The organism is Acinetobacter sp. 22301, assembly GCF_052045285.1.
In the GTDB taxonomy this organism is placed as follows: Bacteria; Pseudomonadota; Gammaproteobacteria; order Pseudomonadales; family Moraxellaceae; genus Acinetobacter; species Acinetobacter pittii.
In genome coordinates, this window is record NZ_JBQEOR010000005.1 from 26470 (window position 1) to 50859 (window position 24390).

Annotated in this window: 19 protein-coding genes and 1 other RNA gene; 14 read left to right on the plus strand and 6 right to left on the minus strand. The window is 41.8% G+C overall.

What is annotated here, in order from left to right:
• Positions 1-4: 4 nt before the first annotated feature.
• A complete protein-coding gene (locus ACTJJH_RS09635; RefSeq protein WP_002121749.1) occupies positions 5-1042 on the minus strand; it encodes a type IV pilus twitching motility protein PilT in 1038 nt (345 codons plus the stop codon).
• Between the two features lie 126 nt (positions 1043-1168).
• Here ACTJJH_RS09635 and ACTJJH_RS09640 point away from each other — a divergent pair, with 126 nt between their 5' ends.
• Positions 1169-1861, plus strand: a complete 693-nt coding sequence (locus ACTJJH_RS09640) for a YggS family pyridoxal phosphate-dependent enzyme (RefSeq protein WP_002121742.1) — start codon at positions 1169-1171, stop codon at positions 1859-1861.
• A gap of 200 nt (positions 1862-2061) precedes the next feature.
• On the opposite strand, the gene ACTJJH_RS09645 is transcribed toward ACTJJH_RS09640, so the two are convergent.
• Together ACTJJH_RS09645 and ACTJJH_RS09650 are read right to left on the minus strand one after the other, a co-directional pair.
• On the minus strand, positions 2062-5658 hold the full coding sequence (locus ACTJJH_RS09645; protein WP_440601054.1) for an AAA family ATPase: 3597 nt from the start codon (positions 5656-5658) through the stop codon (positions 2062-2064).
• Positions 5659-5667: 9 nt separating this feature from the next.
• Positions 5668-6936, minus strand: coding sequence for an exonuclease SbcCD subunit D (locus ACTJJH_RS09650; protein WP_218660235.1), 1269 nt, complete (start codon positions 6934-6936; stop codon positions 5668-5670).
• A 164-nt stretch (positions 6937-7100) separates the two neighbouring features.
• Here ACTJJH_RS09650 and ACTJJH_RS09655 point away from each other — a divergent pair, with 164 nt between their 5' ends.
• Positions 7101-7574: an OsmC family protein gene (locus tag ACTJJH_RS09655; RefSeq protein WP_032004219.1), complete on the plus strand. Its 474-nt coding sequence runs from the start codon at positions 7101-7103 to the stop codon at positions 7572-7574.
• A gap of 61 nt (positions 7575-7635) precedes the next feature.
• On the opposite strand, the gene ACTJJH_RS09660 is transcribed toward ACTJJH_RS09655, so the two are convergent.
• The gene (locus tag ACTJJH_RS09660) at positions 7636-8013 is read right to left on the minus strand and encodes a VOC family protein (protein ID WP_001091952.1); all 378 of its coding nucleotides are present in this window, start codon (positions 8011-8013) and stop codon (positions 7636-7638) included.
• 380 nt (positions 8014-8393) lie between these two features.
• Here ACTJJH_RS09660 and ACTJJH_RS09665 point away from each other — a divergent pair, with 380 nt between their 5' ends.
• Positions 8394-8846, plus strand: a complete 453-nt coding sequence (locus tag ACTJJH_RS09665) for an ABZJ_00895 family protein (protein WP_032004218.1) — start codon at positions 8394-8396, stop codon at positions 8844-8846.
• A gap of 83 nt (positions 8847-8929) precedes the next feature.
• A complete protein-coding gene (locus tag ACTJJH_RS09670) occupies positions 8930-9835 on the plus strand; it encodes a TIGR01777 family oxidoreductase (protein ID WP_032004217.1) in 906 nt (301 codons plus the stop codon).
• On the opposite strand, the gene ACTJJH_RS09675 is transcribed toward ACTJJH_RS09670, so the two are convergent.
• Together ACTJJH_RS09675 and hemB are read right to left on the minus strand one after the other, a co-directional pair.
• Complete coding sequence (locus ACTJJH_RS09675; RefSeq protein WP_440601055.1) at positions 9827-10942, minus strand: NAD(P)/FAD-dependent oxidoreductase; 1116 nt, start codon at positions 10940-10942, stop codon at positions 9827-9829. The two genes, ACTJJH_RS09670 and ACTJJH_RS09675, sit on opposite strands and share 9 nt — an antisense overlap.
• Before the next feature lie 25 nt (positions 10943-10967).
• Complete coding sequence (gene hemB / locus ACTJJH_RS09680) at positions 10968-11981, minus strand: porphobilinogen synthase (RefSeq protein WP_004794101.1); 1014 nt, start codon at positions 11979-11981, stop codon at positions 10968-10970.
• Between the two features lie 142 nt (positions 11982-12123).
• Here hemB and ACTJJH_RS09685 point away from each other — a divergent pair, with 142 nt between their 5' ends.
• The 10 genes from ACTJJH_RS09685 to ACTJJH_RS09730 all read left to right on the plus strand — a co-directional run bounded on the left by ACTJJH_RS09685 (position 12124) and on the right by ACTJJH_RS09730 (position 23911).
• Positions 12124-12621: a thioesterase family protein gene (locus ACTJJH_RS09685; protein WP_002121786.1), complete on the plus strand. Its 498-nt coding sequence runs from the start codon at positions 12124-12126 to the stop codon at positions 12619-12621.
• Positions 12622-12888: 267 nt separating this feature from the next.
• Positions 12889-14040, plus strand: a complete 1152-nt coding sequence (locus ACTJJH_RS09690; protein ID WP_005070833.1) for an EmrA/EmrK family multidrug efflux transporter periplasmic adaptor subunit — start codon at positions 12889-12891, stop codon at positions 14038-14040.
• Between the two features lie 6 nt (positions 14041-14046).
• Positions 14047-15570 carry a DHA2 family efflux MFS transporter permease subunit gene (locus ACTJJH_RS09695; RefSeq protein WP_440601056.1) on the plus strand — a complete coding sequence of 508 codons (1524 nt, stop codon included), beginning with the start codon at positions 14047-14049 and terminating at the stop codon, positions 15568-15570.
• A gap of 303 nt (positions 15571-15873) precedes the next feature.
• Entirely contained in the window at positions 15874-17859 is a 1986-nt protein-coding gene (gene ggt / locus ACTJJH_RS09700; protein WP_440601057.1) for a gamma-glutamyltransferase, read from the plus strand.
• 161 nt (positions 17860-18020) lie between these two features.
• Positions 18021-18380, plus strand: a transfer-messenger RNA (tmRNA) gene (ssrA, locus tag ACTJJH_RS09705).
• Between the two features lie 179 nt (positions 18381-18559).
• Positions 18560-19786: a tyrosine-type recombinase/integrase gene (locus ACTJJH_RS09710; protein WP_057078159.1), complete on the plus strand. Its 1227-nt coding sequence runs from the start codon at positions 18560-18562 to the stop codon at positions 19784-19786.
• Between the two features lies 1 nt (position 19787).
• Positions 19788-20585, plus strand: a complete 798-nt coding sequence (locus tag ACTJJH_RS09715) for a hypothetical protein (protein ID WP_281831452.1) — start codon at positions 19788-19790, stop codon at positions 20583-20585.
• 118 nt (positions 20586-20703) lie between these two features.
• The gene (locus ACTJJH_RS09720; RefSeq protein ID WP_057078157.1) at positions 20704-20922 is read left to right on the plus strand and encodes a hypothetical protein; all 219 of its coding nucleotides are present in this window, start codon (positions 20704-20706) and stop codon (positions 20920-20922) included.
• Between the two features lies 1 nt (position 20923).
• Positions 20924-21553, plus strand: a complete 630-nt coding sequence (locus ACTJJH_RS09725) for a hypothetical protein (RefSeq protein WP_057078156.1) — start codon at positions 20924-20926, stop codon at positions 21551-21553.
• Between the two features lie 57 nt (positions 21554-21610).
• Positions 21611-23911 (plus strand): DUF3631 domain-containing protein, encoded by a 2301-nt coding sequence (locus tag ACTJJH_RS09730; protein ID WP_281831450.1) that lies wholly within the window; start codon positions 21611-21613, stop codon positions 23909-23911.
• The last annotated feature ends 479 nt before the right edge of the window (positions 23912-24390 follow it).

A 24390-nucleotide genomic window follows, 5' to 3' on the forward strand; every position in this document is an offset into this window, starting at 1 on the left:
ATTTTTATAGGAATGATTCAGGCTGTTTAGCAGCAGTACGTGCGGTTTGTGGACTGATCACACCGCGAGACACCAAATTTTTTAAGCTTTGGTCGAGGGTGGTCATGCCATGATTTGCGCCAGTCTGAATAGCTGAATACATTTGCGCGACTTTGTTTTCACGAATTAAGTTACGAATGGCAGGAATACCAATCATGATTTCATGAGCTGCCACACGGCCGCCGCCATTCTTTTTAAGCAGGGTTTGTGAAATTACAGCCTGCAATGATTCAGAGAGCATGGCACGAACCATGTCTTTTTCTTCGGCTGGGAATACGTCAATTACACGGTCGATGGTTTTCGCAGCAGAAGTGGTATGCAGCGTGCCAAATACCAAATGTCCTGTTTCGGCAGCAGTAAGTGCTAAACGAATAGTCTCAAGGTCACGCATCTCACCGACCAAAATAATATCTGGGTCTTCACGCAGTGCTGAACGTAGTGCCTCATTAAAGCCGTGTGTATCACGATGCACTTCACGTTGGTTAATCAGGCATTTCTTTGACTGATGTACAAATTCGATAGGGTCTTCAACCGTTAAAATATGGTCATAACGGTTTTCGTTGATGTAGTCCATCATGGCTGCAAGTGTGGTCGATTTACCCGAACCTGTTGGGCCTGTCACCAGTACAATGCCGCGTGGATAGTCACAAATGTCTTTAAAGATTTGACCTAGGCCTAAATCTTCCATGGTAAGTACTTTGGACGGAATGGTACGAAACACTGCACCAGCACCACGGTTTTGGTTAAATGCGTTTACACGGAAACGAGCAACGTTGGGTACTTCAAAAGAAAAGTCGGTTTCGAGTTTTTCTTCGTAGTCACGACGCTGTTTATCATTCATGATGTCGTAGACCAGACGATGAACATCTTTATGATCTAGAGCAGGTAAGTTAATGCGACGGACTTCACCATCCACGCGAATCATTGGTGGCATACCAGCAGATAGGTGTAAATCGGACGCGCCATTTTTCACAGAGAAGGCGAGTAGCTCTGTAATATCCATAATTTCCCCAAGTAAATCAAAATATGTCATTATTTTGTAGAATAATATACGGCTTTCACCGAGGCTTACCAACACCTCGCTTTAGGTGAAAAGCAAAAAAGTTTTTTGAAAATGAGAACCTTGTCAATGAATTACCTGCAAGATGCGCGTCAGCACGTATTACAGCAAATCCAAAGTGCTTGTGAACATGCTCAACGTGCGCCTGAAACCGTACAACTTTTAGCCGTATCGAAAACACATCCAAGTGAAAGTTTGCGTGAAATGTATGCAGCAGGGCAAAGAGCATTTGGCGAAAACTATTTGCAAGAAGCTTTAGATAAAGTCGAAGCTTTACAGGATTTAGACATTGAATGGCATTTCATTGGTCATGTTCAACGCAACAAGACGAAGCATTTGGCCGAGAAATTTGATTGGGTACATGGTGTAGATCGTTTAATTATTGCCGAGCGCCTATCTAACCAGCGTGGTGATGATCAATCTGCGCTTAATATTTGTTTGCAAGTGAATATTGATGGGCAAGACAGTAAAGATGGCTGCGCACCAGAAGAAGTTGCCGAGTTGGTTGCTCAAATCAGTCAATTACCAAAAATCAAGTTACGCGGTTTAATGGTCATTCCAGCGCCTGACAATACTGCTGCTTTTGCAGATGCTAAAGCCTTGTTTGATGCTGTGAAAGACCAACATACTCATCCAGAAGATTGGGACACTTTAAGTATGGGAATGTCGAGTGATTTAGATGCAGCAATTGCTGCTGGTTCAACCATGGTTCGTGTGGGAACAGCTTTATTTGGAGCTAGAGACTATTCGCAAAAAGGCTGATGTAAGCTTTATCTTACAGAAATTGCGGCCTTTTGCGGCTATGGCAGAAAACGCTTTTTTCGTACTATGAATTCATCAGGAAACAGGATGTTTCTAAGAATAACAATAAACAGTGATGAATGGATGCATACAGGTGCGACAGGAGTTATACCAACGCAGAATCTAAAAAAGCCCCGACAGGATGTCGGGGCTTTTTAGTTTTAACCTACTACTTCTATGGTACTTGCACCCGCGCCGAGTGGTTTTACCTGAATTTGTACAGGAATACGCTCATGCATTTCTTGAATGTGTGAGATGAGAATGACTTGGCGTCCCTGATTTTGCAATTGGTCTAAAGCATTCATCACCATGTGCAAAGATGAGGCGTCTAAAGTACCAAAGCCTTCATCAATAAACAGCGATTCAATTTTCATTGAGCCCGAGGCCATATTGGCAATCGCTAAAGACAAAGCAAGGGCAGTTAAGAACGACTCGCCGCCAGATAGCGATGCGACAGAGCGAGTTTCGCCGTCCATGTCATGGTCAATAATCGCAAGGCTTAAAGACTGATCTAGACGTTTTAACGTATAACGTTGAGAAAGCATCGCCAGTTGCTGGTTGGCATGTTCCACTAAAATATCTAAGTGATATTGCTGGGCGTAGTCGCGGAACTCTTTACCTTTTGCATCACCAATCAAGCCTGAAATTTTGCTCCAGCGATGTTCTTCTTGCTGAATATTTTGAATTTGCTCAGCGTATTGTTGCTGCTTAGCCAGATTTTGCTGATGGACTTCAAGTTTAAGTTTAAGCCGATCACGTACTTCAAGCTGGGCTTTAAGCTCTGCAATATTGTCTTGAATAAGGCTAACAAGCTTTTCATGTTCAATATCTGGTTGAGTTTGTAAGTGCTCGCTCAATTGCTCTTGCATGGTTTTAAGGGCAGAAGAGGCTTCACTTAATAAACGCTCGGCATGATTAAGACGGTTACGAATATCTTGCTCTTGAGCTGAATTAATTTGCATGAGCGCCGTAAGATCAGTTGCCTGAAAATCAGTGTGGGCTTTTAACCAGTTTTGAATTTGCTCATCAATCTGCTGCTGGTGCCCCGCAGTGTGTTGATGTTGATGCTTAAGCTGATCGAGTGCTTGTTTTTGTTGTTCAAAGTGCTGTCTAGTTTGTTCGAAACGCTGTTTAGCCTCGTGATACGCGGTTTGTTGTTGCTGACGTTTAGCATCGTGTTCAATTAACCATTCATGCGGTTTAATATCAGCGCGGCCTGTCATTTGTTGAATGAGCGACACCGCTTTTTCATTATTTTGCTGACCTTTAAGCGTAATCTCTTTGAGATTTTGATCGATCTCATCAATTTGCTTAGCCATTTGTTCAAAGTTAGCAGTCAACATTTTAAGTTCTTGTTGCTGCTGTTCAAAACGATGTGAAAGTTGTTCTTGTTGCTCAAGTTGCTTAGCACGTGCGTCTAAAATCGACCAAGTCTGCTTAGCCGTTTGGCTACTCGACTGCTGCCATGCGTGCTGTTCAGCTTCCGATAAACACTCGACAATATGTTGAACTTGTTGTTGCCATTGCTGTGCTGTATTAAGCAAACTTTCATTGCGCTGAATTGATTGAACCAGTTGATTGTGCTGTTTAATCGCTTGGGTTAAACGCAAGTTTTCTGAGTCAAATGAACTTATGGCAGTTTGCGCGGCTTGTCTGAGTTCGTTCAGCGTTAGCAAAATCTGCTCAGGAGCTTGATTAAGCTCAATATGTAACTGATTGAGGTTAAACGCTTGCTCAAGTTCTTGTTGCAAGCTTGATTGTTTTGTTTGAAGTTGAGCTAGATATTTCTGAACTTGCTCAAGCTCGGCACGACACTGGGTAAGTGCATGTTGTTGGGTTTGCCACGTATTAAATTTAGTTTGCTCGAGTGCAACAGCTTGCTGCTCTTGTTGTTGCTGCAAATCGAACAAGGCCTTGGAGACTGCACTGTCATCAACACGATAGGGGTGATGTGTGCTTCCGCACACTAGACAAGCTTCGCCTTCTTTAAGATTGGCACGTAACTGCTCAATATTTTCAGTGTGTAGTAAACGCTGCTGTTGCAGGATGTGCTGTAACTTTTCACGTTCAGTTTTTGCTGTTTGGTAGTCTTGTTCAGCTAACTGACAAACGGTTTTAAGCTGCTGCTCTTGGGCTGAGGTCTGCGTTTGTTTTTCAGAGAATTGCTGAAGCTCAGCATATAGCTCATGATAAATTTTAATTTTTTGCTGAATCAGATCTAACTGAGTGATTTGAGCAAGTTTCTGATCTTTATCTTTACGCTGTTGCTCAAGTTTTAACTCAATTTGTTCAACTGTGCCGAGTGAAGCTGTGAGTTGTTCGAGTTCACTTTTAGCTTCCGATAGCTTTTGGCGAGCAAGGGTAGGATTGCCAAGCTGTTGTTCAATTGCTTCGTAATTTTGAATAAATTGCCCGAGCTGATGCAGATGCGCTGAAAGGCCTTTGTCCAATACAGCATATTGCTGAGTCTGAGTAAGCTGCTGTTGTAGGTGAATTTTGTTCTGCTCAAGCTGTGCAATGTGCTGTTGCACACTGTTTTGCTGCTGGTGCAGTGGACTGAGTTTTTGCTCAATTACGTTTCTTTTTTCTTTGCACTTTTTATATTCATCGGCAATAAAAGCACGTTCTTGAATGAACTGTCGAACTTGATTTAAAGCTTGTTGATGCTGTTGCTCAAAATCAAGCGTCTGTTTGAGCTCTTGTTCTGCGAGTTGATACTGTTTTTGTCCGGTTTCAAAAATTTGTACTAAATCATTAAAATTGGTTTGCGCTTGCTGAATTTGCGGCTCAAGTTGTTGTAGGGCTTGTAAATTTTGAGCTTGCTGAAAAACTTGTGGACGTATTTCAGAGAAAACTTCGAGTCGTTTTAATTGCTCACGCTCACCAGCCAATTGTTGATGATGATTTTGCTGTGCTTGAAACTGTTGCTGTTTAGCTTGAACTTCTTGCTCAAGTTTCGCCTTACGCTCAAACCATTGTTGCTGTTTGTCTAAGACATTTTTTTGTTGTTCTAACTTTTGATGGTTTTGTTCTGCCTGCTGATATTGTTCGGTAAATGCAGCAATTTCTTCATCAGACAAAATTTCAATGTGGCCTAAGAACTCTTCAAGCTGTTTACGCTGCTTTGCTATATCTGCGGTTTTACGAAAAGCCAGCTCACCAATTTTGGCGAAAATGCTGGAGTTGGTCAGGTACTCGAGTAACTCACCGCGTTCGCTGTCTCGTGCTTTTAAAAATACAGTGACTTCTGACTGCGCAAGTAATACGGCACGCGTAAATTGTTCAAAAGAAAGCTGGGTAATTTGTTTAACTTTTTCATCAACCGCTTTGGCTTTATCGGCAAGCACGACACCATCGGTCAGGCATTTTAAGTGGCGCTGTACGCTTTGTAATTTACCATTTGGGTTTTCACGTGCCCGCTTAATTTCCCAGCGTGCCAAATAGCGTTTTTGATCTTGTGCAATAAAGCAAAGCTCAGCAAAGCCATGTCCTGTACCACGGCGTAAGACAGTTAAAGGTGAGTTAGTGAGTAACTCAGAACCATCAACATCTTTTAATTTACCGTCACTGTCTTTCAGGCGTGGAACCCGATTAAACAAGGCCAGACACATGGCGTCTAAAATAGTCGATTTACCCGCACCAGTTTTTCCTACAATTGCAATTAAGCCTGCATGGGCGAGAGGTGCGCTTTCGAAATCAATAAAGTGTTCATCAGAAAGAGATGCCAGATTTTTTATTCGAATGGATAAAATTTTCATGACATATCCTTAAGGTGTTGCATCATTTTCAAGATGTTTTTGTGCTTCTTGTACTAGACTTAGAAAATCTTTTAAGACCGCATCATCGGCACTGTAACCTTGTTTTTCCCAGATATTTTGAAAGAGTTTTTCTGGTGTTGGTGGTTCAAGTGCGATTTGCTGAGTAGTATTTGAATCGGTGGTGTCTTTGTTCACATATTGACGTGAAATACGTACTAAACGATAGCGGTCAGGTGGTAGGGCTGCTTCAAACTGCTGACGTAAATTCGGCTGTGGCGGCGTTAAACTATAATATTCAATATCGACATATTCACGGTGGTCAATATTTTCAATCATGCCGTTTGGTAATGCTTTGAGTTGTTGCAAGACCTCATTTAATTCACCACGAATGCGGTGCAACTGTATACAACGCGGAATTTCTACAGCTTCAAATTGCAAACGACTGTCTGTGTCTTGAGTCGGGTCAATTTTGACTTCAACTACTTGGTGCTTATAGTTAATTTCACTAAAAGAAAGCGGAATGGGCGAGCCACTATAACGGATATGCGGCTGACCTACTTTTTGTGGTTTATGTAGATGCCCTAACGCGACATAGTCGACAGCATCTTCAAATAAAGTCGTTGAAAGTGCCTCTTCATTACCAATAATAATGGGGCGTTCAGAGTCGGATGTTTCTCCACCTTGCATGTGGGCATGCGACATCAAAATAAGTGCTTGGTCTGGTGTTTTACGACGTTTGGCTTCGGCAATGAGTTGCTGGTGCAAATAGGCAATCGCGTTTTTGCTATTGGTGGTATATTCGTTAAAACCCGTAATTTCGGCCGAACGTAAAAAAGGCAGGGCAAGGCACCACGCCACAATATCTTGATTTTGGTTATAGATAGGTAAAAGTAGTCGATCGAGATCTAGAGTTTTATCTTCATTCCAGCGAACCACGCCCACGGTTTTTGCGTTATATTTTTCTAAGAGTGGTTCGACCTGTTCAATACGGTAGCCTGAGTCATGGTTACCCGCAATCATGAGCGTTTGCATGTGCGGTGCAATACGATGGGCATCTGCTAAAAATTGGTAGAGTTGCTTTTGTGCTTGAGAACCTGGGTTAATGACATCAAAAATATCGCCAGCGATGAGTAGGGCATGCGGCTGTTTTTCTTGAATTTGAGTGAGTAACCAGCTTAAAAATTGTTGGTGTTCGTAGTGGCGTGAATGATTATAAAAAAACTGCCCCAAATGCCAGTCAGAAGTATGTAGAAAATGTACGGACATAGAAACAGACATCAAGCCAAAATAAACACAGATACGTTAGCATAAATTGGCAGGAGATTTTATCAAGACATTTTAAAGTGCTCGTTATTTAAGCCCATAGTAAAACTTGAATTAAATTTTTCACTTTAAACGCTGCTTTGTTACTATCAGGGCAAACCATGAACTTTGAGAACAAAATGACCATTCACGAATACGAAGTAAAAATACAGTGGGAAGGCAATACGGGTACAGGCACTTCATCTTATCGTTCTTATAAACGCGATTTTAGTATTCAGCATCCGCAAAAGACCACTATTCAAGGTTCATCAGACCCTGCTTATTTGGGCGATGTAACCAAATGGAACCCTGAAGATTTATTGGTCGCGTCAGCTTCTGCTTGTCATAAACTTTGGTATTTACACCTTTGTGCAGTCAACCATATTCATGTGCTAAGTTATGTCGACAAAGCACTTGGTTTTATGGAAGATACAGATCCGGTCAAACGTGGTCACTTTACCCAAATTATTTTAAGACCAGAGATTGTTTTAGAAAAAGGTGCTGACCAAGAGCTTGCTGCAAAACTGCATGAAGAAGCACATCACGAATGTATGATTGCCAATTCGATGAATTTTCCAATTACATGTGAAGCCAGCTTTAGCTTTGCTGAATAAACTATATGAAATAGCCACCGATAAAAAGGCGGTGGCTATACATTAAAAATAAATAAAATCTTTAAGCTGCGTTTTCATCGACTTGAAAAATACCAAAAACGTTGTGGTCTAAATCGACAAAGTAACCATGCCAAGCGCGGCCCGGAATAGCAAATTTATCCATTGCGACAATACCGCCTTGCGCTAAAATTTTTGCAGCCACTTCATCGAAGTTTTCGACCTGAACCGAACAGGTAAATGCATTGGTGCCATATTCCATTGGCGGTGTTTGAGCAGGGCGTTTTAATAGTCCACCCATAATTGAAGGTGTCTCTATGCGGTAATATTCAATCGGTAAGCTTTCATCAAGTTTAAATTGCCAGCCGAACACAGCTTGATAAAACTGCGCATCGCGGGCAGGGTTTGAAGACTGGATTTCAAAATAGGCAATAGTGTTCATATTATTTAAATCATATTTTTATGGTGTAAAAAGTATAAGCATAGCCTTTATAGCTACGAAAGCACTATTGTGTATGGTGAGCGTAAAATAAATGAAAGTGCTAGAAAATAAAAACCGACGATTCGAGTGATGAGAGAATCGTCGGTCAAAAACTTCATCAAGGGTTTTGGCTGCTAACAAAACCTAATCCGAAGGAAGGAAAGAGTCGTAATGAAAGGTCACCGAAACAATTTTGCGGATGCCGTGCAAAGGAAGTATTCGGTTGCTGCGACCTTGTTACCCTATATAACGTCAAGAGATCAGGATTGGTTGACAGAAAAATGAAAAAAAATCGAAAAAAATTTATAATTATTTTTTGAACCCATAAATTAGGCAAAAATATGACCAAATTACGTTCTTACTTTCTCTGGTTTTTTGCTTTATGCATCGTGCTCACCTTAATTGTAGGTGTGGTTGCAGCACTATTACCAGCGAGTGTAGGCGGTATTTTAACAGCCGTTCCATATTTAGGCGCAATGATTTTTGTCTTATTTAAATTTTTAAAGAAAGAACGCCGTGCCCCGACTGTACCAGAAAAAAAGAAATTTACTTTGGGTTTTACCCTGATTTTTTGGGGCTATAACTTATGTGGTGTTTTATTTGGCCTATTTTTATTTGCCAGAAAAGACCCTGAGATTTTGCAAAACTTTATGCTTTACCTAAAACAACCTCAGTTTTTAAGCATTATGGTGATTATGCTTTTAATGTTAGCTATTCCACTTTATTTAATTACCTACTGGTTTTATGGCAAACAAGCACAGCGAATGGCTGACAAAATGTTTAACGTGCAATAGATCACTACGAAAACTCATACGATTAAATATAAATGAGTCTTATACAATTAAATAAAACTTGAATCCTCAGCTTAGGAGGAAATATGAATAAGAATGTATTAATTACAGGTGCAAGTGGTTTTATCGGAACGCATTTAATTAAGTTCCTGCTACAAAAAAATTATAACGTGATTGCTGTGACACGGCAGGCTGGAAAGGCATCTGACCATCCTGCCTTGCAGTGGGTGCAAAAGTTTGAAGATATTTCGACACGTCAAATTGACTATGTGGTGAATTTGGCAGGCGCAAATATTGGTGAGAAACGTTGGACCGAGTCACGTAAAAAACAGCTCATTGAAAGCCGTGTAAATACGACCCGAAAACTGTATGCATGGCTCAAGCAGTCTGAAATTTTTCCGGAAGTAATTGTGTCTGGTTCTGCAATTGGTTATTACGGAATAGATGATCAAGAAAAGTGGGCAGAAGTGTGTACTGAACAAAGCCCGCCACAGCCTATTTTTATGTCCGAGCTTTGCCAAGAGTGGGAGCGAGCAGCTTTAGCAGATTCTCAACAAAATACTAAAATTATTCGCTTAGGTGTGGTGTTTGGGCAGGGCGGTGGCATTTTGCCTAAAATGTTACTTCCGATTCGACTCAATTTAGTCGGTCAAATTGGTCATGGTCGTCAGCCTATGGTTTGGGTACATATTGAAGACGTATTAAACGCAATTGAGTTTATATTTCAGCATCCTCAATCTGCTCAAATTCACAATGTCGTGGCGCCAGAAAATGTGACCCAAAAGGTATTTGTTGAACAAGCTGCTGTGGTACTCAATAAGAAACCACTGTTGTCAGCACCGAGCACGGTTTTCCGCTGTTTGTTGGGCGAACAGTCTCAATTGATCTTAAATGGTCAGTACGTCAAACCCGCAGCCCTGCAAGCAGAAGGATTTGAGTTTACTTATCCTCAATTAAAAATGGCTTTAGAGAATATACTCGCGTCAGGCTAAGATTTTATTTTGCAAACGCTCTGGAGAATATGCTTTGGTATCCACTAATGTCGGTTGACCCAGCATAAGCTGACGGAGCAATTGCGCAGAGCCTGCGCCCATACATAAACCATTTCTAAAGTGACCAAAGTTTGCCCAGAGATTGTCCATTTCAGGCATTTTGCCAATGTACGGAACGCCATTTGGTGAACTTGGTCTGAGGCCTGCCCAGCGCTGTACAATCGGGAAATCGGCCAGTTCAGGCACCATTTCTAAACATGCTTCTAAAATATTGTGCTGCGTAGTTTCATCGGTAGACGTGTCAAAACCACGATGTGCCATGCTAGAACCACACACAATATGACCGTCTATACGTGGAATCAGATACATCACCCGATTCATACACATGGTCGGTAGCCAGTGAGCTGGGGTTTTAAACAACAGCATTTGACCTTGAACAGGTTCGACTGGAATATCGAGTTGTAATTGTGAGTTCCAATAATGGCTCCAAGCTCCAGAAGTTATTACAAAATGATCTGCTGTATGTTTGCGGCCATCTTCGGTTTGGAGCGCTTGTATCACATCACCTTGTTGAATCAGTTTTTTAACAGCAGAGTGCTCAAAAAACTCAACATTTGGATGTTGTTTTAAATAGCTAATCAGTGACTGTAATACGCGTGGGTTGCGAATATTAGACAGTTCAGGAAAATAAATGGCTTCCTGAAACTGATTGGAAATATGCGGGTTGACTTGCTCTAGCTCATCTCGCTGTAAATATTCACAGCGCTGCATTGGTTCTTGATGTTGCTCTGCGTAGGACAAACCAACGTCAAAATCTTCTTCATCAAAAATCAGCATGCCTGTGTCATGTATTTCAAAATCAATCCCTGTAACAGGGTAGAGTTTTTGGTTCCATGCTTGATAAGAGGCTTTACCAAATTGAGCAAGTTGGTTCACTGCATGCACATAGCGCCATGGGTACATCGGAGAGAGAATGCCTCCGCCAGCCCAAGAGGCTGCTTGTCCCGCTTGTTGTTGATCAAAAATGCTGATGGTACAGCCTTGTTCAACCAACTCCAGCGCAGACATTAATCCACTTATGCCCGCGCCAATGATTGCAATATGCATGCAGTGTTATCCTTTCTCTGCGAACTTAGTTCATTTCCTTGAGTTTTTCAGCAGCGGTTTCTGCAAAGTAAGTCCAGATTCCGTCTGCACCAGCGCGGCGGCAGCACATCAGTGATTCTAAAATGACTGAATCTGATAACCAACCATTTTGAATTGCGCCAGCTAACATCGCGTATTCGCCACTCACTTGATAAATGAATGTAGGAACACCAAAGGTATCTTTTACTTCACGTACCACATCTAGATATGGCATGCCTGGTTTTACAATCACCATGTCGGCGCCTTCTTGAATATCAAGCGCGATTTCATGTAACGCTTCGGCACGGTTGGCAAAGTCCATCTGGTAGTTATATTTATTACCACCTTTTAGGTTGGATGCAGAGCCAACGGCATCACGGAACGGGCCATAGAAGCTAGATGCATATTTTGCAGAGTAGGCCATGATGTTGGTATAGATGTGACCATTGGCTTCTAAAGCCTGACGAATTGCGCCAATACGGCCATCCATCATGTCACTTGGAGCAATCACTTCGGCACCTGCTTCTGCGTGACTTAAAGCTTGTTTAATCAAGCATTCTACAGTCTCGTCGTTTAGCACATAGCCAGTTTCATCAATAATGCCGTCTTGACCATGCGTGGTGTATGGGTCGAGTGCACCATCGGTAATTAAAACCATTTCTGGTAATTCTTTTTTAAGCAGACGACATGTGGTTTGTACTAAACCATCTTCATGCCATGCAGCTTCTGCGGTAAGACTTTTATCTTCTTGTGGGGTAACTGGAAAAAGAGCCAGTTTTGATACGCCCAATTCCAGAAGTCTTTCAGCTTTTTTCAGTAACAAATCTGCCGACAAACGCTGAATGTTTGGCATACTTGGAATATCTTGGGTTTGATTTTGTCCCGGTAATACAAATACTGGATAAATCAAGTGATTGGTAGTGAGCTGTGTTTCGCTGACCATCGCACGCAACTGGTCATTTTTACGGATACGGCGCATGCGAGTGGCTGGAAATGCAGGACGATTGAACGTATAAGTCATAACAATCTCGATGTTCGGTATTACACTAGGATAGGTTGGCGGATATTCCATTACTGTCAACCGACTGCTGTATTGTAGCCCCATAATGCTGGATTTGTACAAAATTATGGGTGTTTATCATGCTTTTAAATTTAGGCAACATATGAGTGAAGAAAAGAAAAATTGGACTGGGAACATCCATTTAGGCGCAAAAACTGACCTAACTGTGGTTCTCAACCAATTATGTAAGGCGTTTAATAGCTCTCCTTTTTTTAAGCATAGTGGAATGATTATGCGTGTGGTGGACGGGCACATTGAAGGCTATATCGAGATGCAACCCAACCTGATTGGCAATTTGGCATTTCAGATTTTGCATGGCGGTGTTGCTGCAACTTTGCTCGATAGTATTGGCGGAATTGTAGCAATGGAACACCTATATCGCCGTTCAACTCCCGAAACTTTAACTGAAACCATTAAACAAGTATCGCGTTTGGCAACCGTCGACATGCGTGTAGATTATTTAGCACCGGGGCGTGGTAAATATTTTATTGCACGTGCCGAGGTACTACGTTTAGGTCGTAAAGGCTGCACCATGCGCATGACCATGGTTAATGATGAAGATAAAGCCATTGCTGCTGGCATTGCTTCATATGCCTATTAAGCAATGAATTGAACCCTTTAAAAGCGCCAAGTGCGCTTTTTTTAGTGTATAAAAAGCAGAAATTTTTACAAAAACTTTGAGATAAACATTAATTTAATTAGAACGAACGCATGAGTTATAAATTTTTATTCTCATATTATGAGGTTTTAGCGTTAAAATTAGCTCCTTTGACAATGCGGTATGTCTTGTTTATAGAAAAATAAAAACTCTATAACAAGGTGTAGTGCGAGATTGATGGCAAAGCCAACTCATCTTTAGGAACATACCATGACTGATGCACAAAGCAATGTACAAGAAACAGTGCCAACAACATCTGCCTCGGATGAAAACAATCAAAACAAGCGCAAAAAATTTCTTGGTTTTTTTGCGCTGATTTTATTGATCGCCGCTATTTTGTATGCAATCTGGGCATTATTTTTAAATAATTCCGTGAGTACGGATAATGCCTATGTCGGTGCAGAAACCGCGCAAATTACTTCAATGGTGAGCGGACAGGTCGCTCAGGTTGTCGTAAAAGATACCCAAACTGTACATCGTGGTGACGTGCTGGTTCGTATTGATGATCGTGATGCCAAAATTGCATTAGCTCAAGCTGAGGCAGAACTTGCCAAAGCAAAACGCCAATACAAACAAACTGCGGCAAACAGTAGTTCTTTAAACTCTCAAGTGGTGGTGCGTGCTGACGAAATTAACAGTGCCAAAGCACAAGTTGCACAAGCACAGGCCGACTACGACAAAGCAGCTTTAGAACTGAATCGCCGTGCGCAGCTTGCTGCCTCTGGTGCAGTGTCTAAAGAAGAACTCACAAAAGCACAAAGTGCAGTTGAAACAGCCAAAGCAGGGCTAGAGCTTGCTAAAGCTGGTTTAGCGCAAGCCTCTTCGAGCCGTAAAGCTGCTGAAAGTACCTTAGCTGCAAATGAAGCGTTAATTCAGGGTGTAAGCGAAACATCAACACCTGATGTACAAGTTGCACAAGCACATGTTGAACAAGCTCAGCTTGATTTGGAACGTACCGTGATTCGTGCACCAGTCGATGGAGTGGTTACGCGTCGTAATATTCAAGTTGGTCAACGTGTTGCACCGGGCACCAGCATGATGATGATTGTGCCGCTTAACGATTTATATGTAGATGCAAACTTCAAAGAAAGTCAGTTGAAAAAAGTCCGTCCAGGTCAGGAAGTCACGCTGACTTCAGATTTATATGGCGATGACGTTGAATATCACGGCAAAGTGATGGGCTTCTCTGGTGGTACTGGCTCTGCCTTTGCCCTAATTCCGGCTCAAAACGCAACAGGCAACTGGATTAAAGTGGTTCAACGCTTACCAGTCCGTATTGCACTTGACCCGAAAGAACTTGCTGAACACCCACTGCGTGTTGGCTTGTCGATGGAAGCAAAAGTCGACTTATCTGCGAAGTAAACGCTTATGAAAACGCAAACACCTTTTGCCGAACTAAGCGGTGGCCGTTTAATACTGGCAGCGTTTGTTATTGCCTTGTCGAACTTTATGGTCGTGCTCGATACGACCATTGCCAACGTATCTGTACCGCATATTACCGGTAACCTTGCTGTCTCAAGTACACAAGGCACATGGGTTGTTACGTCGTACGCCGTTGCAGAAGCGATTTGTGTACCTTTAACAGGTTGGCTTGCAGGTCGCTTTGGAACCGTTCGGGTTTTTATTTTTGGTCTGATTGGCTTTACCATTTTTTCTTTCTTGTGCGGCCTAGCAAACTCATTAGGGATGCTGGTGTTTTTCCGTATTGGGCAAGGTCTATGCGGTGGCCCCCTCATGCCACTCAGTCAAACATTGCTCATGCGTATTTTCCCTCAAGAAAAGCATGCACAGGCCATGGGCTTATGGGCTATGACTACCGTTGTTGGACCAATCTTAGGACCAATTTTGGGTGGTCTGATTAGTGATAACCTGTCTTGGCACTGGATCTTCTTTATTAACTTACCGGTTGGGATTATTTGTGTTTTAGCGGCAATCCGTTTGCTTAAACCAGCCGAAACAGAAACCATTTCTTTAAGAATCGACACGGTCGGTTTAGGTTTGTTAATTCTCTGGATTGGTGCGCTACAGCTCATGCTCGATTTGGGGCACGAACGCGACTGGTTTAACAGCACCAGCATTATCGTTTTAGCTTTAACTGCCGCCATAGGCTTTGTGGTATTCCTCATATGGGAACTCACCGATAAACACCCCGTCGTAGACGTGAAAGTCTTTAGGCATAGGGGCTTTGCTATTTCGGTACTGGCCTTGTCGCTTGGCTTTGGAGCATTCTTTGGCAGTATTGTACTGATTCCGCAGTGGCTGCAAATGAACCTTTCCTATACCGCCACGTGGGCCGGCTATTTAACCGCAACCATGGGCTTTGGTAGTTTGACCATGTCACCGATTGTGGCAAAGCTTTCAACCAAACATGACCCACGTGCCCTGGCGAGTTTCGGTTTAATTTTGCTGGGTGGTGTGACCTTAATGCGGGCATTCTGGACCACAGACGCCGACTTTATGGCACTGGCTTGGCCACAAATCTTGCAAGGTTTTGCGGTACCGTTCTTCTTTATTCCACTGTCGAATATTGCACTCGGTTCGGTACTCCAGCAAGAGATTGCATCTGCTGCGGGCCTCATGAACTTCTTAAGAACTATGGCAGGGGCGATTGGTGCTTCAATTGCAGTCACCGTGTGGGATGACCATGCCAAAGTTGCACGTAGTGAAATGGTGTCAAACCTAAATACTGCCGAAGTTCAAAATAACCTTGCGCAAAATGGTTTTACGGCTGACTCGACGCTTGGAATTATTTCAAACCTTGTCGATAAAGAAGCCATTACCATGTCGGCAAACCATGTGTTTTTGCTATTTGCGATGGTATTTGTCTTTGCGGGGTTGGTGATTTGGCTATGTCCAAAACCCAAACAGGTCAGCGGCATGCCTTCTCACTAAACGCAAAAAAGCATCTCTTCGGAGGTGCTTTTTTTAGGCCTACTACAAAATGAGCGAGTTTATAAATAGCAAATTTTGCCTGTATTTAAAGAAATAAAGCATGCCAGAATTGGGCAAATCAGTTATAAAAGAGTGTGATAACAAACAAGGAGACATCACACAGAGCACAAAATAAACACCCTTAATCATTTAATATTATTAAAACTTTATTTTTATCAAAGATTAAAAAACTGAAGACCTGAAAACAAAGAAGCTTGCATGGCAATTGCATGGATAGGCAGGCGTATATATTGGAGTTATCACGTGAATAAAAGATATTCATTTTTGTTCAGTAGTTTATTAGCAGTCGGTTTATTACAAGGATGTGGAGATGACTCCTCGTCAGATCAGCCCAAGGATGATTCAAATACAACCCCGCCCAATTTAATTGTAGATAACGACCCGACCAGTTGTAGTAAACTGGCACAAGACGGTTCAAGTGTGGTGGTTGGTTCAAACCAAAATGGTGACCCCGCCGCGCCAGAGGGTGCATCGGGTTATAGACTCGGTAACACGGTTAAATACGCAGATAAATATATGGTGGTGGCAAATACGCCACTTGCGGTAAAAGCAGGTTGCGATGTGTTAAAAGCAGGCGGTAGTGCAGTCGATGCAGCCGTAGCAGTACAAGCTGTGCTTGGTTTGGTCGAGCCACAGTCGAGTACCATTGCCGGTAGTGGTTTTATGATGTATTACGATGCCAAAACCAAACAAGTCACCGCTTATGATGGCCGTGAAACTGCACCAGCAGCAGCCAACGAATTTTATTTAATTCGCCAAGATATATATGACCCAAATTCACCAGCGCCTGTACCAAGTGCGCGCCGTAGTGGCCGCTCGATTGGTGTGCCGGGTGTGATGCGTTTACTTGAAGAAGCACAAAAAGAGCATGGCAAACTCAAGTGGAACCAACTTTTTGGTGAAGCGATTGGTTTGGCTGATAACGGTTTTCGTATTCCGGGGCGTTTGGCAGATGCCATTGCAAGCAATGCGAGTAATTTAGCGCTCGATGCAGATGCAATGAGAATCTATTTTCATTCAGATGGTTCACCACGCAAAGTCGGCGAGACCATGACCAATAAAGAATATGCAGATACACTTAAAGCAATAGTCTCCGAGGGTGCAAATGCATTGCATACTGGTCGGATTGCTCAAGCGATTGTTAGTGAAGCTAGCCGAACTGAAGGAGAAGACCCAGCAAAAACTCCAATTACCCCAAGTTTGATGACCTTACAGGATTTGTCGAACTATGAGGTTAAAAAACGCGACCCGATTTGTACAACGTACCGTGACCGTTACTATGTATGTACCATGCCACCTCCATCTTCGGGAGGGATTGCAGTTGCACAAACGCTAGGTATTTTAGAAAACTTTGATATGTCGCTGTACCCACCTAAAAACCCTGAAAATGAAGGCGGTGTACCTGATGTGATGGGCGTGCATTTAGTGTCTGAAGCAGAGCGTTTGGCCTATGCTGACCGTGATAAATATGTGGCAGATACCGACTTTGTGCGTTTACCAGCACAGGGTATTCCAAGTTTTATTGATAAAAATTACCTGAAACAACGTGCAGCACTGATTAACCCGAACCAAAGTATGGGCGTAGCACCAGCAGGTAACTTTAATACAGCAGCAGGTGTAGATACCACTGTTGAACATGGCACGACTCAGTTCACCATTGTAGATGCCTATGGCAATGTGGTTTCAATGACATCGACTGTTGAATCGAGCATGGGTTCATTCCACATGGTGGATGGTTTCTTGCTGTCAAATCAGTTAACTGACTTTAGCGCGAACCCTTATGACAGCACTGGGGCACCAGTTGCCAACCGTGTAGAAGGAGGCAAACGCCCACGTAGTACTATGGCACCAACCTTAGTGTTTAAAGGCACCACGCCAGATGAATTTTATATGGCAACAGGTTCACCAGGCGGCGGTACCATCATTCAATATGTGGTTAAAACTTTGGTGGGTGTATTAGACTGGAACTTAAATGCACAGCAGGCGACTTCGCTTGTTAACTTTGGCGCGACCAATAGCAAAAACACCAATGTGGATAGCTCGAATGTACAGCTTTCCTTAGTTGACCTGATTGAAGGTTTAAAAGCAAAAGGGCATGGCATCTCTAACACTGCGCAAACCAGTGGTATTTCAACGATTATGAAAGTAAATATAAATAATCAAAGTAAATACGCAGGTGGGGTAGACCCACGCCGTGAAGGGATCGTGCTAGGCAACGGAGCCTTATAGATCAAACTTTAAAAAAAGCTGTCATTTTTGGCAGCTTTTTTATGAGGGCCCTTGAAAAAAGCAAAAGGCTCTCCATTATGTAAATATGTTCATCAGTAGCAGACTGTTGATAAATTGCACAGCATTTTATTTTAGTTATGCTATGATGTTCAGACATTCATGGGGATGTTATTGGCTTCGACGCCGGTGATGAAACTCATAGATGCATGCCGAGAGCGCATTTTCTCTCGTAAATAAAATTTGCATTTTAATAGTCGCAAACGACGAAACTTACGCTCTAGCTGCCTAAGGGCAGTTTGTCCGCTTCCTAGAATACTTGTGGTTTAGGAACCCGACCGTAGCGCACGCACACAAGTCCGTATAGAGTCAAGCCTCGGGGCTTTATACCAAACTTAGAGGATCGCACCTTGTACCCTGTTCGTCGGGTCACTTGGTGTTAAAACAATAGACGATATCTAAGCATGTAGTATTCTCGAGCGTAGTGCTGGCGGACGCGGGTTCAACTCCCGCCATCTCCACCATATACTTAAATTTATATGCTGTTACATAACAGTGTATAAAACTGAAAGGCTTAAACTGTAAAGGTTTAAGCCTTTTTTCTTGCCTTTATATACTTAAATACAACTCTATATACTATTGCTTCACATGTATCCCCATATGTATCCTTTAAGAAAAATTGAAATGAAAGGGATACAAGAAAGTGAAAAGATCAGAGATAAAGCGTCGTCCTTTATCTGACACTACATTAGCCAACCTTGAGCCTGAATTAAAGGAATATCGGGAGTTAGACGGTAATGGCTTGTATTTTCGTGTTAAACCTGATGGAAATAAATCATGGCAGCTACGTTATAAAAAGCCTAATGGAAAATGGTCATGGTTAGGTATGGGAGGATATCCTGAAATTGGTGGGCAACTAGCACGAAAGAAAGCGCAGGAATTGATTGCTGATATTGGTAAGGGAGAAAACCCAATAATTACCAAGCAGGAACGAAAGCAAAAAGAGCTAGAAAATAATAATGCTACTTTTGAAGTATTGGCTAAGGAGTGGTTAAACACTAAGCAAAATAGATGGGTAGCAGCTACTATGACCCGAAATAAAGGGGCATTAGAAAAACATATATTTCCTACCTTTGGCAAACGGCTTTATACATCAATCCGTCCGATTGAATGGATGAACCATCTAAAGGGAATACAACAAGAATATAAAATTTTTGAGCAGGTACACCGAATACGTGCTATGTGTCGGGATATCTATGACTATGCCAAAGTAACGGGACGTATTGATTATAACCCCCTTGAAGGACTACATAAATTCTTGGAACAGGGCAAAAAGGAGAATATGGCGCATGTGGATGAAAAGGAGTTGCCACAATTATTAAGGGCTATAGATAACTACCCAACACTTGATAGTCGTATCGGATTAAAGCTTTTATGTATGCTTTTTTGTCGCCCTAGTGAATTAAGAGAGGCAACTTGGGATGAGTTTGATTTAGAAAACGCCGTATGGAATATTCCTGAGCAACGTATGAAAAAACGTCGTGAACACATTATTCCGTTACCAACTCAAGCAGTCCAGTTACTCCATGAATTGAAGCCTTTAAGTGGGCAATCTGAATACTTATTTCCTAGTAGGACGAATAGTCATAAACCTAAATCGGATACGGTTTTTATTATGGCTTTACGGCGTTTAGGTTATGAGGGTAGACAGACTCCCCACGGGTTTAGACACATAGCGAGTACATTGCTTAATAATAAAGGTTTTGATGAAAGACATATTGAGGCAGCACTAGCCCATGTAAAAGATGGTGTAGCAGGTGTTTATAACAAAGCTCAATATTTGAATGATCGAAAGTACATCATGCAGTGGTACGCGGATCATCTAGAGCAATTGATGGATGACCAAATTATTCAATTTAAGAGAGGATAGTATGTCCCGCACTGATTTTCTACAAAATGATGGCATTATTAAGCTTATTACATGGGATGGGGGGGTGAAGATAACAGCAGAACCAGAATGGGCTGAGTTATGCAAGAGACAGCAAGCCCTTAGATCAAATACTCAATGGCTTAAGGAAGATGAGTTCATCCCTATATGTCAGGCTTTGGATATTCTTGCTTTATATCAAGATAAAACCTTTATGGAGGTTGCACAAGATCTAAGACTTAGTGGCACACTAATACAACTTTCTGTGGTGGGTAAAACAACTGCTGATTTTTTAGAAGAAAAAATAAAGGAATTAGCAGCTGATACATCTCTATCTGATAGAGAAGCTGAGCATAAGTTGAGAGCGTTTTTAGGCCTGCGCTTGAATAGTAGTGGGTACTCTTGGAGGACAGAAGAGTTCTTTAATTGTAAGGAGGTCTTTAACTTAGGGCTATGTGAGAGAGTCCCCGAAATTGATAATAAAACCGATGTAGAGAAACGGATTGATATTATGAAATGCCATATGGTACGGGTGGCAGGGAACTCATATGAAAAATATGAACAAGTAGAGGGATTGTATTTTTCAAACCGGGTAGAAGCTCCAAAACTTTGGGATAAATTAGAAAACGATTTGTATGATGATGATACTTTTACTGGACTATGTGGAACAAAACTGGGTGAAGTAAAGAGAGATAATGCAGCGAAGGATCCAGTAAGGAATGCGATTAAAAATGATAGAGGTAAACTACGTAAAATATATAAGGATAAGAAGGGGATACCGACTAGGAAATATAATAAGTAAAAGATAATTCAGGGATTAAAAAATTATCTTTAATTATCTTTTTGTCACCAGCCTGTACTTTAGGTTTTCATAGTTCATATCAAATGATTCAGCAGTTTGTATCTGTAAGGAGCTTTATATGAATGAGTCAATCCAACCACTACGTATTTCTTTTAACGACGCATGCCAAGCTTTAGGTTTATCCAGAGATGGACTTTCTAAATTAATGAAACGTGATACAGCGCTTGCAGCCTGTGCGATGAAAGATGGTACATCTAGACAGTCTTATGTGTATTTCCATTATGCCAAATTGCAGGCATGGGCAAATGCAAAGGCTTCATCTGGTATGGAGGCTTAATATGAGTAATCAATATAAAAGCCATGATGAGGCTCTAAAGGCTTTCAATGTACAGCAGGATAGTTTTTATGAGAGATTCTCTGAAACCGTTCACTCTGGAGTACGTAAAGCTTTTGCTATTCTAACTAAACAACAGTGTCTTCCATGTGATGAGTGTAATGCAGTATTACATGACCAGATAAAATCTCGTGCTGTACGTATTGCTCCAGAGGAACAACCACTTGTTATAGCAGTTTTTGAGATGCTATTACCTGCAATACGCAATGCATGTACCAATGCTGACAAAGTTATCTATCCTATTAAGCATCTACGTATGACAGATAAGGGACAGTGTGAGCTTGCTTCTATCTATGCCGCTACTTTTGTAGAAAACTTACATGTGATTGAAGCCCGCTACCGTCCAGCGTTTATGAAAGCTTTAAATGGCGTATGCCTAGAGTGTGTTGTGCATCAGCGTATAGAGAGCTTAAAAATATCTACACGCACAACAGCCTCTGTGCATGAAGGAGGTTTGTTCTGGGAAATACTGAGAGCATCTGTGTTTGAGCATATTAAACATGATGATGAGCTTAGTATCCTACTGAACCCGCTTAATACAGATCTTCTTCTTACATACCTCGTTAATCGTTAATTTTTAATTCATAGGCAAAAGACCTGCGGTGTACTCCATAGCGGGCTAGGAGAACTCATGTCGAGTTTAAAAGAACCTCATGAACAAGATGCGGCTAGGATGCTGAGTTTCTTGCATGGCGATGATGCTCATACATTTCAGACTGTTCCTGAGGGGGGACAAAGACAAAGCGCCCAAATTTTGCATGGGCATTTAGACAAATGTATAGCCACACTGACTGAGCTAAATACATCGGGCTCGGGAGTGTTTGTCTGTGTGAATGAAACAGATTTGAAGGGACGGAAATCTGACAATATTATCCGTGTGCGGGCTTTATGTGCAGACTTCGATGCCCCAGACAGTCACCGTGTTGAATGGTTACTAAGCCTAAGTTTACCACCAAATATGATTATAGAAAGCAGTCCTGGTAAACATCATGCCTATTGGGTATTCAACGTGGGGGAAATCTCTTTGACGGAGTTTAGACCTCTACAGCAGCGAATTGCTATGGTATTGGGGAGTGATGAGAAGATCTGTGACCTCTCTCGTGTTTTGCGTGTGGCTGGATTCTGGCATCAAAAAGGGGAGCCATTCCTCACAAACATCTGTCATATTGGTGATTACTATACAACTGATCAGATAAAAGATTTTGTGTGGTCTTTAAAGTCTGGCTCACATTCTGAGTTAGATAGTCACTTTCAGACATCATCTGAAATGCTCAAATTAGGTGATATGCCCCCGCATATTAAACAGGCTAAACATATAACAACACTGTGGAATACTGTGGCTCCCTTATATTCGACCAGTATAGAGGAAATAGAAGAAGTTTTATCTTTCATTCCAGGTGATGATCGTAAAATATGGGTAGATGTAGGAATAGCTTTACGTAATTCCAATTTTGAAAATGCTTACGATATTTGGTGCAGATGGTCCGCTAAGTCGGATAAGTATGATACCTATGAGCAACAGAAAAATTGGGATACCTTTGAGGGATATAATAGAGTAACACTAGGAAAGATTTATCATCTTGCTGCTAAGCATGGGTATAAACGCTCGAGTGTGGATAGCTTAACTTGTGGACAAAATTCAGTACTGGCAGACGTACTGGATACGCCTGAGGTACCTGCCGCGCTGGATATTCATACCGTTATAGGGGAGATTAAAAAACTAGCTGAACTCACCATGATTGAATACGAACTTAAACGGGAAGGTGAGGCAAAACGTCTAGGATTGAGAGCATCAAAACTTGATGAGTTTGTGAAGCTATATCGCCGGACAGATGTTAAAGACGTTTTCTTTGAAGAGGTTAGTATGTGGCATGAGGTTGTAGATGGCACAGTTCTCCTCGAGGAGATAGAAAATACTATCAAGAAGTTCATTATTTCAGAACCTCATATAGCTACAGCAGCAGCTTTATGGATTGTATTTACATGGTGCATTGATGTAATGAAGATCGCGCCTATCGCATGTATTACAGCACCAGAGAAGCGATGTGGTAAAACACAGCTTTTACATCTAATAGGACGTTTGGTAAAGCGTCCCCAAACTGTGGTAAGTATCACAACATCAGCCTTATTCAGAATGATATCAGAATACACTCCTACTTTGCTGATTGATGAAGCTGATACCTTTATTAAAGACAATGAAGAGCTCCGAGGAATTTTAAACGGTGGGCATGACAGACAGTCATCCTACGTATATCGGACTGTAGGTGATGAACATAAGGTAGGGAGATTCAATGTATGGGGCGCGAAAGCTATAAGTGGTATTGGGCATCTCCCTGATACGCTAAGAGACCGTTCCATTCTGCTAGAGTTGCGCAGGAAGAAAAAGACGGAGGTTGTTGAGCGCTTACGTCGTGCTCCTGAGGAAAGTTTTTCTGTGCTCAGGCAAAAGCTTTGCCGATGGGCTGAGGATAATATGGACGTCCTTAAAAATTCACAGACTTCATTACCTGATGAGTTGAATGACAGAGCACAGGATAACTGGGAACCTCTTTTAGCTATTGCAGATTGTGTCGGTGGGAACTGGGGTGAGAAAGCTCGCCAATGTGCACTCATCATGAACAGTACTGATCAGGATCCGCAAAGTGTAGGTGAATCCCTTCTTACAGATATTAAAAAAGTATTTGATCAAAGGAACGTTGATCAATTGTCTACAGACGAATTAATTAAAGGTTTGTGTGAGGATGAAGCTTCACGTTGGCGGACATTCGACTACGGTAAAGCGATTAGTCCTCGGCAATTAGCGAATCGTCTAAGAACATTTCGCATCAAGCCTTGTACTGTACGTGCAAAAAGTACGACAGGGAAAGATACATGTAAAGGCTATGCTCTTAAAGATTTTAAAGATGCGTTTAGTAGTTATTTAGATATCTAGAGCTGGTAACACTCCTTTTTAGCCGTCGCAACGTCACAATGCAGTATTGATAAGGCTTTCAGAGGTTTTTGATCCGTCACATTAAATTAGTTCGTGACGGTTAGTCTTTCGTGAAAACCATTGGTATATAAGGGTTGTGACGTTGTGACGAATAACTTTCCCCTTTCTGGGACAAAGTGTGTTTTGGAAGGCTTTTTAGGAGAAACTCAATCTTTTTTCCGTTTATCGGTTTATCACAGTTTTTTTAGTTAAGAGATTTATTATGACTTTTTTATACTCTCTCATAGAGACGGAAATCAGACTACAACGTAAAGATGCTGTCAATGCACAATTTGAGCTAGAGTTAGATTTACTTATAAGGTGGATAAAAAAATACTGCAAAGAACATAAACTGAGTACCTTGCCTTATGCTACTGTACAACGTAGTTGTCCATCATCTATTCGTAAAAAGGGAGGTGAACGTATAGATTTACTCATGG